This is a genomic window from Streptomyces sp. NPDC054794 (assembly GCF_053611585.1).
Genome location: NZ_JBSHAQ010000116.1, coordinates 1 through 9,180, shown reverse-complemented (window position 1 = coordinate 9,180; position 9,180 = coordinate 1). Strand labels below are relative to the sequence as shown.

The window sequence follows — 9,180 nt, the reverse complement described above, 5'->3', positions numbered from 1 at the left end:
CGCGGGTCGTGGTCGGTGACTGTCGACTGACCAGCGCAACATCACGGCGCCCCGCCCCACTCTTATGCGGGGACGGGGCGTTGTACGTGTCGGCCAGCGGATCGCATCGGCACGCTGCCCTCTGCGGTGAAGCGGGTGGCATGGCCATGAGGGAGATGTCTGCTCTCCACGCGCGGAGACGGTCTCGTCGTCATGCTCTGGCAGTCCGAGGGGCCGCCTTGGTGCGCGGCGGGTCACGCATCGGCTGCGCAACGTTCTGACCTGTTGTGGTGGGGCCTTCGGCGTTTATCGAGGCCCCCCGATCTCGTGCACTGCAGCACTTTCACTGCCTCACCCACGGCGCCATGTGGCTCGTCCACCAGCAGGCCGAAGCCGACGAACGCGGACACCGGGAGCAGGAGCGCCGCCGCCGGGAGCAGACAGCTGAAACAGGCCGTAGCTTGACAGTCGGGGATCTTGCAAGTAGAGGAAGACGATCGGCGCCCGCGGCGAGCGGTGAAAAGGGGGCCCTCGCGGACGTGGAACTGCCGTGCTGTTCAGACCTCTTACGCATGTCTCGACTGATACCTATATTTGTCCCGTGGCCACTCGAAGCACGAACCCGCTGGCGGGAGTTGTGTCGGCGACGGTAGCGGGTGGTCGGCTGGTGTTCGTGCCAAGTCGAGTCCGAGAGTTCGGTGTCACGCTCGGCGGGAGCGTCATGGTCCCGCTGTGGGTCGCGGCCCCCCTGCTGCTGCCGATGCTGGTGATCGCCGTGCTCACGGAGTCCGGGTTGCTGTGGGCCATCGTCTGGGTCGGTCTCGGGCTGGCCGCCCTGGCCGTGATCGGGCTCTCCCTGGCCTTGATGTTCACGGTGTCGGCCACGATGGTGCGGTGGATCGAGTTCCGCCCTCAGGGGAATGCGAAACAACTCGTGATCGCGCGCTCCCTGCGTTCGTCGATCGTCGCTGCGGCTGATCTGCAACGCATCGTCGTTGTCGAAGGGCTCAGACTGGGCCAACGAAAGTCGCTCCAAGTGGTGTTGCACACGCGTGGCGGGACGGTGCAGTGCGAGCCGGGGTTTCAGGCCCCGATGTCCCAGGTCGACGCAGAGGCACTGCTCGCCTGGTTGACCAGCCAACTCGGTTCGGCTGGTGTAGCGGTGGAGTACCTGGCGAAGGTGGACCGGAACTTCGCATGCCCGGATGAATGGTGGACGCGATCACACCTGGCTGCCCTGTGGCACGTGCCCGTCGGCGCGGTCGACGAGCTGGCTGTCCGCCACGGCGTCCGCAGCTACCAGCACACGCCCCGGACCATGGCGCTGTATTCACCGGCCAAGACGGTGACGGTCTACGACCCGGATCGGGCGTACGAAGTCGCGGAGGAACTCCGCGGGGAAAACAACACGACTCCGGAGGCCGACGCTACGCAAGAGGATCCGCGCCCGTGAACGGGCAGGCTGTCGGCACAGGCCAGTCACGTCAGTGAGGACACGTAGTCGGACCAGTTCTCGTCGGCAAGCGTGGCCCAGCACTCATCGAGCCCGTCGAGAACCAGCAGCACGAGCCCGGCCTTGAGCAGCTCCTGGGCCCAGGGGGCCCCGGGGTAGGTGGCGCACAGCTGGGCTGCCATCCAGTCCCGCAGCCGTTCCCGGTCTGGCTGCCAGCTGGACAAAGAGAAGAGCACCGGTACGGGATCCCCCGAGGCACGGTGGGCCAGCCGGTCCAGAATGAAGCGGACAGCCAGGACGGTCTTGCCGCTGCCCGGGGCGCCCAGCACCACCAATCGTCGTGAAGGTACGGCCTCGAGAACGGCCGAGACGCTCGCGAGTCGCTCACCCGGTTCCGGCGCCGGTCCGATGGTGTCCGGATCATCGGTGAGCCACGCCTCGGCAGGCGACCACTGCACCGGGAGCGGAGACGGATCCTGCAGTCGGCGCAGCCGCCACTCCTCCTCCCACTGGTCCTGCACGGCCGCAGCCAATCGCTCAGCCAGCTGTGCCAGCCGCTCCTGCGAAAGAGCAACGGCGCCGGGCTCGCTCGTGGAGCTGCCACGCCAGAGGTCGATAGCCAGTCCGACGACGGACAGCCCGAAACTCAATACCGCCGTCAGCCTTGACGTGTCGCTGAAGTCCCCCTGACGCAGCGCCACGAGGAGCACGGTCGCCGTGAGCACCACAGCGCCCAACCAAACCTTTTGGAGGGAGTTGATGGCTTCGGGGTGTCGACCAACACCCTGCAGTGCTTCAGCGAGGCACATCAGTGCGAGAGGTTCCACGCTCCGACTGGTCTGGGACAGAACCGCCAGAGCCGCCTGCAGGGCATCGATAGCCTCGCCGTATCTCCTGAGGGTCGTAAGTTGAGCGCCGTAATTCATGAGGGCTACCGCCGGCGCACCCGAGACGTCAGGCCGTTCGTTGTACCCCGTGTAGGCCGGGCGGCACCGCCTGGGTACCCAGCGCAAGAAAAGAATGCTGATCGCCGAAAACCTGGCGCTCGCCGATCGGCCGTGGCCCAGCCGACGAGTCGAGAGCAGGAGGCTCAGCGGGCCAGCAGGCCCCGGATCGCGGCCGCGATCTCGTCGGGTGCCTCTTCGGCCATGAAGTGCCCGGCGTGGGTCAGCCGGTGGTCCAGGTCCGGTGCCCATGCCTTCCACACGCCGGCAGCGTCGTAGCCGAGCTGCGCGCCCCAGTCCTGCTGGACGACCGTCACGGGCATGGCCAGCTGCGACCCGGCGTCCAGGTCCGCCTGGTCGTGCATGACGTCGATGCCCGCCGAGGCCCGGTAGTCCGCGACGATCGACGTCACTGCCGCGGCGCTCGCGCGCTGGTATTCGGCACGTACATCCTCGGGCATGGTGGTCGGGTCGTTGGCCCAGGCGTCGAGGAACGAGCCGAAGAACGCGTCCGCGCTGCCTGCGATCATCGCCTCCGGCAGGCCTGGCGGCTGCGCCATCAGGAAGAGGTGGTAGCCGACCGCCGCGGAGGCGCCGTGCAGGACGTTCCACATGTCGAGCGTCGGCACGATGTCGAGGATGCCCAGGTGCGTGATGGTCTCAGGGTGGTCCAACCCCGCCCGGAAGGCGACCAGGGCGCCTCGGTCGTGTCCGACGAGGGCAAAGCGCTCGTGGCCGAGCGCCGCCGCCAGGGTCACGACGTCGGCGGCCATGGTGCGCTTGGCGTACACATCGGGGCCGGTGGCCGCGGGCTTGTCGCTGGCGCCGTAACCCCGCAGGTCAGGACAGATCACCGTGTGCTCGTCGGCGAGCCGCTCGGCGACGTGTCGCCACATCAGGTGGGTCTGGGGAAAGCCGTGCAACAGCACGACCGGGCTGCCGCTGCCGCCGACAGCTGCAGCCAGCTCCACACCGTTCGCACCGGGCAGGCGGATGTGATCGAAGCCGGGAATGGTGAGCGTCATGAGGGACCACCCTTTCGGGTCGGGGACTTGACCGGATCAGCTTGGGCGACGGCGATCAGCAGCCGATCAGTGCGGTTGGGCGCAGCCGGCCCCTGGCACGGAGGATGGGGGCATGCGAATCGACGTGCTCGGTGTGGTGCGTGCCCTCCGCGACGACGGCAGCCCGGTTGACCTGGGCGGACCCCGCCATCGTGAGGTACTCGCCCGGCTCGTCGCCGCCGAGGGACGGATGGTCACCACCGACACCCTTGTCAGTGACCTGTGGACCGATCCGCCTGCCCGCGCCGTTGGTGCTTTGCGTACGTTCGTCGCCGCGCTGCGCCGCGCCCTCGAACCCGACCGACCGCCCCGCAATCCGCCGCGCGTCATCGTCACCGAAGGTCCCGGCTACGCGCTGCGCCTGCCGCGCGAGGACGTGGACGTCCATCGGTTCCAGGACACCGTGGCCCGAGCCCGCCGCAACCCCGCCGCGGTGACCGACCTCGGCGCGGCACTCGCGGCCTGGCGCGGACCCGCCTACGCCGATGTGACCGGCTCCGCATGGGCGCAGCGCGAGCGGACCCGGCTGGAGGAATTGAGGTTGGAGGGGGTGGAACTGCGCGCCCGCATCCTCCTCGACTCCGGGGAAGGGGCAGATCTCGTCCCCGAACTGGGTGCGCATGTCGCCGAACACCCGTGGCGCGAGCCGGCCTGGGAGCTGCTTGCCCGCGCGCTGTACCGCGCGGGCCGCCAGGCCGACGCGCTGGCCACCCTCCGCCGCGCCCGCGCGATGCTCGTTGACCAACTCGGACTCGACCCCGGTGCCGGCCTTCAGCGCCTGGAGACGGACATCCTCAACGGGTCCTCGCTCCCAGAAGGAGCACGTACCGAGTGGACCGGCCATGGTGTCCGGCTCGGCCCGCGCACCACCGTGGATCTGGCCCGCACCCTCGCACTGGCGGGTGGCGAGGCCCTCGTCCGCTCGCGGCGCGACCGCCTCGCCGCCATCCAGGCGGCGGAACGCACGGGAGACCTCTCCCTGACCGCCCGGATCATCGGCGCCTACGACGTGCCCGCCATCTGGAGCCGGGCTGATGACCCCGAGCAGTCCCGCGCCGTCGTCGCGGCTGCCGAGCGCACGCTCACCGGGCTCGGCCCCGACGGCCCCGCCGACCTGCGCGCCCGCCTCCTGGCCACGGTCGCCGTCGAGAGCCGCAGCGCCGATCTGTCCGGGACCGAGCTGAAGCACGCGCAGCAGGCGGCGCGTCAGGCCGAGGAGCTGGCACGGGAGCTGGCCGATCCCGCCCTGCTGGCCTTCGCCCTCAACGGGGTGTTCCTGCAGTCCTTCAGCAGCCCCGGGCTCGCGGCGGCACGGGACAGGACCGGCGCCGAGATCCTCGACTTGTCCACCCGGCACGAGTTGCCGAACTTCGCCGTACTCGGCCGACTCGTCCGCCTGCAATCCGCCTCGGCCCTCGGCGACCTCGACGCCGCGACCTCGCACGCCCATGCAGTCGACCAGCTCGCCGCCACCACCGAGGCGTCCCTCGTCTCCGTCCTCACCGGGTGGTTCAGGGCCCGGGCCACGGCCGCCCGCAGCGCCGAACCCGGCGGACCGACCGCCGCCACGGCGGCAGCGCACTACCGCGCTGCCGAGGACGCCCTCCGGACGGCCGGAATGCCGGGGCTGCACCGCGGCCTGTTCCCGCTCGCCCTACTGGGACTGCGCCTGCTGCACGACCGGCCCGCACCCACCGACCCGCACCTCGACTGGGGCCCGTACAGGCCCTGGACGCGACCCCTCGTGCTGCTCGCCCAGGACCGGGGCGAGCAGGCCCGTACCGCCCTCGCTGCGGTGCCCGAACCACCGCGTGACCACATGCAGGAGGCCATGTGGTGCCTGACCGCCCGCGCCGCCGTACGCCTCGGCGAGCGCGGAATCGCCGCGCACGCTGCGGCTGCCCTGCGTGATGCCTGTGCAGAACACGCCGGCGCCGCCAGCGGAATGCTGACCCTGGGCCCGGTGGCGCGGTACCTGGCAGAGGCGGAGGCATGCGTCGGAGCGGGGTAAGCGACCGCAATCCGCGAACGCCGAGCCCGTCCGCGCTCACCCCACGGCCCCGGCGGAATCAGGTCGCCATGACGTTCAGGGGCATCCGTCGCCGACGCCAGGCAGTCGGCGACGGTCTCGACGCCACGCGTGATGATCCACTGCCCGTAGACGTTCGCGCAGGGCGCTGTGGCAATCTGGGCGACAGCCCTGGTGGTCCCTGCTTCAACCACATCAGGGGGCCAGCGGGCTGTCTGCAACTCCTTGGTGACAAGCGTGACGCTCGGCGATTCGCATAAATGACCAGTTGCGAGAGTTCTGCGAACACCCCGGAACCGCTCACGAATCCGCAGGTCGCCATTCGCAGAACCCCTCTCAAAACGGCATGTTGTGCGAGACAGTTCTGACAGGCTGCGCGGGTGGATCTGACGCCCGATCAAGCCGCAATCGCAGTAGAACGAAATGACTGTCCGAAATGTGAGGCTCCGGCGGGCAGCGCCTGCCGCGCCCGGAGCGGGAAGTGCGCAACGAAATACCACACCGCCCGCTTCATCCTCGTGCCCGCGCTCCGCGAGGAGCTGGAGGTGATCGTGCCGGAAGACCGCGGCCCGGGGCGGCCGTGGAAGGCGGCCCCGCCCGTCGAGGCACTGACGGCCGCCGCGGCGGCCAAGCCGATCCGGATCGGCTACGCCCGCTGCTCGACCGCCCAGCAGGAACTCGCCTCACAGCTCGCCGCGCTCGAACCGATCTGCAATCGGATCTTCTCCGAGAAGATCGCTACTCGCGTCAGGACCCGGCCCGCGCTGGAGAAGGCTCTCAAGCTCGCGTACGACATCAAGGAGGCCGCCCCCGACCAAGAGGTCATCCTCACCGTTCACGAGCTCAAGCGTCTGGCCCGCAACGCCGCCGAGTTGATGAGCCTCTCCGGCCAGCTCCAGGACGCCGGCGTTCAGCTCGAACTCCTCACCGGCCCGCTCACCGGCATCTACGACGCCAACGGCATGGGCGCGACGTTCTTCGCCGTGCTCGCCGTCGCCGCCCAGCTCGACCGCAATTACCTCCGGGAGAAGACCCTGGAGGGCCAACAGACCGCCGTAGCCAAGGGCAACCACGGCGGACGTCCCAAGGTCATCGACGGCGACATGCTGACCTTCGCCGTCGCACTGAAGAACAAGGCGTCCCCGTCCCTGACATCGCGAAGAAACTGACGATCAAGACGGGCAAGAACGCGGGACGCCATCCCTCGGTCGCCTCGCTGTACCGGGCGCTTGCTGAGGCCGGGAAGCCGCCTCACCGGACGACGCGCAGGTCATCGGGCCCCGCCGCCCGGTCCGTGCCCGCATCACCGGCCCCGGCAGCGGCACTGACCCGGAGCTGCTGGAACGGCACACTGCCCAGGTCCTCGACGGCGACACCGTGCTGGACGACCTCACCCGCCAGGCTCAGGACGGCACCAACGACCTGTGGCCCAGCTGCTCGCGCAGGCCCGGAACGGAGACGACCAGTGATCCCCGCCGCCCCACCGTAGGAAGGGCCCCGGCGTCCTCGGCGCCACCAGACTCGGAGAACACGGACCCTTCGGCCGCTGGCCCGAACCCGAAGTAGGCGAGAACGCACCCGAGCCAGCACGCCTGAGCCCTGGCAGGAGTAGTGGAATCGCAGCAAGATCAATCTCACCGGGATTCCGTACCTCAACTACGCACACCCGGGGGTGCAGGTCCAAGGCCAAGACGTCGACCCCGGTCTGGTCCTCACGAGTCCCGCGAGAACGACGGAGTCATGCGGACACCGTGACCACGTGCTTGCCCACGACGCCACCGCGCTCGAACGCCTCGTGCGCCGCGGCGATGTCCGCGAGCGGGTACACGCTGTCGACCACCGGACGCAGTACACCCGAGGTGACGTGGTCGGCCACGTCGCCCAGCAAAGCGCTGCCGGGGTTGGCGCTGAAGGTGCGGACGCGGCGGGAACCGTGCGCGCTCGACGCGGCGATCGCGGCCAGGGCAGACAGGGACAGTGCGACGGTGACCATCCGGCCGCCCTTTGCCAACCGGCTCCGGTAGCGGTGCAGTTCCGCGCCGACGGTGTCGACGATGACGTCGAACGGGCCGATTCGGTCCGAGGTGGTGGAGCGGTAGTCGAGGACCTCGTCGGCACCGAGTCCGGTGAGAAGTTCTGCATGGCGGTCGCGGGCCAGCGCGGTGACATGGCCGCCCATCGCGTGTGCCAGTTGCACGGCGGCGGTGCCGACTCCGCCGGCCGCGCCCCGCACCAGGACCCGTTCCCCGCCAGCGACGTGCACGCTGTCACGCAGCGCGATCAGCGCCGTGGCGCCCGCCACGACCAGGGAGGCAGCGTCGACCGACGAGAGGCCCGCCGGAGCATGCGAGATACGGTTCGCTGCCACCGTGACGTACTCGGCCGCCCCCGCGGTGACGTGCCGCTGCCGGGGGTGCACCATGCCCCACACCCTGTCCCCGGCCCGGTAGCCCTGGACGTCGGCGCCGGTCTCGACGACGGTGCCCGCGAAGTCCAGCCCCGTACCGATCGGGAACCGACGTCCCGACACCATCTTCAACTCTCCCGCGCGGAAGATCACATCGTGGCCGTTCACGCTGGTCGCCTCGACCGACACCAGCACCTCGCCCGCACCGGGAGCGGGACGGTCGACCTCGTTGACAAGCAGGACGTCCGCCGCACCGTAACTCATGATCTGAACGGCCTTCATGCCGCTGTCCTTCCGTGACCGACAGTGGTGCCTCCGATGCTGGACCCCGGACGCGACATCACGGTCGTTCCTCTCTTACTAGGTCTGGCAGACCCGCCCTCGCCGGCCCCGCCCGCGTCATACTGCTGCGGTGACCTACGACTTGCTCGCCCTGAGATTCGCATCCCCGAGCCACCGAGAGGCCCTGCCTTAATGCACACACAACGGGAAGATCACCCCGGCGGGAAACCTGTTCGATCCGCCCGTTCCATGATCGGTTGAGTTGCGGCTTCTTAAAAAGCCGGACCAGGCCCCACTGCCACCTCCGGGCGCAGTTTTGGTCACAGTCCCGATGGCGGCGAATAGAGCACGACTTCGCTCACCTGTGTGAATCCCAGCCGCTGGTAGACCGGCGCGCCCAGGTCACTGGCCTGCAGAGTGCAGACGAGTGCTCCATGCTGGCGCCCAATGACCATTGCGGCCGCCGTGAGCGCCGCGCCTATGCCCCGCCCACGGTACGTGGGATGTGTCCCGACCCAGTAGACACCTGCAACACCGTTGCTCATCAGCACGGCCGATGTAGCCACCGCGCGACCGTCAATCCGCCCGACCAAGCGGATTAGGCGGCCGAGGTCGGTGCGGAGGTTGGATTCAGCGTCTACTACCAAGGTCTGAAGTGTGTGGCCGACTCCGAAAGATGACGCGTAGGCATCGACGTAGTCCGTCACACCGTCCGGTCCATCGACGCGTTCGATGATGAGGCTGGCGGGCGGAGGCGGTGCAGATAGTTGGTCGAGTCGGACTGCCATGATTGGCATGCTGCCGTTGCGGCTGTAGCCGCGTTCCCGCAATGCCTCTGCCACGCCGGCGTCGCTGTCCGGGCCAACCCACCATCGCCAGGGCAAGTTGGCCAGTTGCTGCTCAGCATCAGCCGCGGCCTCGGGAACACTACGACTCCCAATGAAGTTGTCAAGCCGCCTCGCTCACGGGTGGTGTGAGTTGGTAGCACCGTCCGTCGCGCAACAGGGCCCACAAGACGTTGA

7 protein-coding genes and 1 pseudogene are annotated in these 9,180 nt (G+C 69.1%); 4 read left to right on the top strand and 4 right to left on the bottom strand.

Annotation, left to right across the window (positions count from 1 at the left end; all coding sequences use genetic code 11):
- The first annotated feature begins 580 nt into the window (after nt 1–580).
- Nucleotides 581–1,432, top strand: coding sequence for a hypothetical protein (locus tag ACWGKT_RS47930; RefSeq protein ID WP_453278731.1), 852 nt, complete (start codon nt 581–583; stop codon nt 1,430–1,432).
- Nucleotides 1,433–1,458: 26 nt separating this feature from the next.
- Here ACWGKT_RS47930 and ACWGKT_RS47925 read toward each other — a convergent pair whose 3' ends face one another.
- Entirely contained in the window at nt 1,459–2,259 is an 801-nt protein-coding gene (locus tag ACWGKT_RS47925; protein ID WP_453278730.1) for an NACHT domain-containing protein, read from the bottom strand.
- 263 nt (nt 2,260–2,522) lie between these two features.
- The gene (locus tag ACWGKT_RS47920; RefSeq protein WP_453278729.1) at nt 2,523–3,401 is read right to left on the bottom strand and encodes an alpha/beta fold hydrolase; all 879 of its coding nucleotides are present in this window, start codon (nt 3,399–3,401) and stop codon (nt 2,523–2,525) included.
- Between the two features lie 112 nt (nt 3,402–3,513).
- Between ACWGKT_RS47920 and ACWGKT_RS47915 the strand changes: the two genes are divergently transcribed.
- The 3 genes and pseudogenes from ACWGKT_RS47915 (at nt 3,514) to ACWGKT_RS47905 (ending at nt 6,638) form a co-directional block, all read left to right on the top strand.
- Nucleotides 3,514–5,451 carry an AfsR/SARP family transcriptional regulator gene (locus tag ACWGKT_RS47915; protein WP_453278728.1) on the top strand — a complete coding sequence of 646 codons (1,938 nt, stop codon included), beginning with the start codon at nt 3,514–3,516 and terminating at the stop codon, nt 5,449–5,451.
- A 398-nt stretch (nt 5,452–5,849) separates the two neighbouring features.
- Nucleotides 5,850–5,957 (top strand): annotated as a pseudogene (locus ACWGKT_RS47910) (zinc finger domain-containing protein); the annotation flags it as partial.
- Between the two features lie 30 nt (nt 5,958–5,987).
- Nucleotides 5,988–6,638 carry a recombinase family protein gene (locus tag ACWGKT_RS47905; protein WP_453278732.1) on the top strand — a complete coding sequence of 217 codons (651 nt, stop codon included), beginning with the start codon at nt 5,988–5,990 and terminating at the stop codon, nt 6,636–6,638.
- Nucleotides 6,639–7,207: 569 nt separating this feature from the next.
- Here ACWGKT_RS47905 and ACWGKT_RS47900 read toward each other — a convergent pair.
- Together ACWGKT_RS47900 and ACWGKT_RS47895 are read right to left on the bottom strand one after the other, a co-directional pair.
- Complete coding sequence (locus ACWGKT_RS47900) at nt 7,208–8,158, bottom strand: NAD(P)-dependent alcohol dehydrogenase (protein ID WP_453278727.1); 951 nt, start codon at nt 8,156–8,158, stop codon at nt 7,208–7,210.
- A gap of 320 nt (nt 8,159–8,478) precedes the next feature.
- Nucleotides 8,479–9,000, bottom strand: a complete 522-nt coding sequence (locus ACWGKT_RS47895) for a GNAT family N-acetyltransferase (protein WP_453278726.1) — start codon at nt 8,998–9,000, stop codon at nt 8,479–8,481.
- Nucleotides 9,001–9,180: the final 180 nt, after the last annotated feature.

Bases quoted from the DNA above. Each gene is read 5' to 3' on its own strand.
- ACWGKT_RS47920 (WP_453278729.1), bottom strand. From the start codon at position 3,401: ATGACGCTCACCATTCCCGGCTTCGATCACATCCGCCTGCCCGGTGCG.
- ACWGKT_RS47900 (WP_453278727.1), bottom strand. From the start codon at position 8,158: ATGAAGGCCGTTCAGATCATGAGTTACGGTGCGGCGGACGTCCTGCTT.
- ACWGKT_RS47915 (WP_453278728.1), top strand. From the start codon at position 3,514: ATGCGAATCGACGTGCTCGGTGTGGTGCGTGCCCTCCGCGACGACGGC.